Here is a 1226-nt window from a genome sequence, read left to right as displayed (position 1 = left end):
CCGCCGGCTCGACCTCGCCGAGGCGCTGCGCCGCTCCGGGGACGTCGCCCTGGCCCTGGACGCGTTCGACGCGGCGGCCGAGCAGGCCCAGGCCCGCGACGACGACGCCGCCCTCGTCACGGCTGCGGTCGGGTACGAGGAGGCGCTGTTCGCCAGCCGCCTGCCCCGCGACGGGCGCTCCGCCCAGCTGCTCCGGGCCGCCGAGCGGCGGGTTCCCGCCGACGACGCCGTCGGGCGGAGCCGCGTGCTGTCGCTCCTGGGGCGCGCGCTGCACTTCACCGGCGACGACCGGGGCGCGACGGAGGCGTGCCGCCGCGCGGTGGAGCTCGTGGACGGTGTGGAGGACGGGTCGGCGGACGGGGCCGGGACGCTGCGGCAGGCACCGCTGGCCCGGGCGCTCCTCGCGCTGCGGATCACGCAGGACGCGCCGGGCCAGCTGACCGAGCGCCTGCGCGGCGGGCGCACGGCGTTCGCCGCGGTGGGCGGACCGGCCGCCGGTGACCTCCCGGCCGACGACCTCGAGCTGCGCCTGGAGGTCGCCCGGCTGCACCTCCTGGACCTGCTCGAGGCCGGGGACCTGGCCGGCGCGGACGCGGTGCTCGCGGTCGCCGTGGACACCGTCGAGCGGCTCGGCCGTCCGCTCCACCGGTGGTACCCACCGATGTGGCGGGCCATGCGCGCGCTGCTCGACGGACGGCACGGCGACGCCGCCGAGCTGGCCGACCGCTTCCGCGTCGAGGCGCACCGGGCGCACTACGCGTCGACGGAGCTGGTCTGGACGATCCTGCGCCTCCAGCTCGCGCTCGACACCGGCGGGCCGGCCGACGTGCTGCCCGCGCTCCGGACCCGGCTGGCGGAGGACCCCGACCGCTGGGCGTTCGCGTCCGCGGTCGCGCTGGCGCGGCTCGGCCGGACGGACGAGGCCCGCGCCGTCCTCGACCTCCACGACACCCGGCTCAGCCAGGTGCCCCACGACCTCTCGCGCCCCGCCGTGCTCACCTACCTGGCGGAGGCCGCCCACCTGCTGGGCGACGCGCAGGCCGCCGGCCGCGTGCACGACGCGCTGCTGCCCTGGGACGGCCACCACGTCGTGCTGGGCGCCGGCGCGGTGTGCCTGGGCTCGGCCGCGCGCCCCCTCGGCCTGTGCCGGCTGACGACCGGCGACGTGGACGCCGCGACCGCGTACCTGGAGCGGGCCGTCGCCGACGACGACGCCCTGCCCGCCC

Annotated in this window: 1 protein-coding gene; it reads left to right on the top strand. The window is 79.4% G+C overall.

Annotation, left to right across the window (positions count from 1 at the left end; translation table 11 throughout):
* The coding region (locus N866_RS21745; RefSeq protein WP_034229801.1) for a hypothetical protein at positions 1-1226 on the top strand (1226 nt) is incomplete at both ends.

Source organism: Actinotalea ferrariae CF5-4 (assembly GCF_000603945.1).
Lineage (GTDB): Bacteria > Actinomycetota > Actinomycetes > Actinomycetales > Cellulomonadaceae > Actinotalea > Actinotalea ferrariae.
This window is presented reverse-complemented; position numbering and strand designations above follow the sequence as displayed.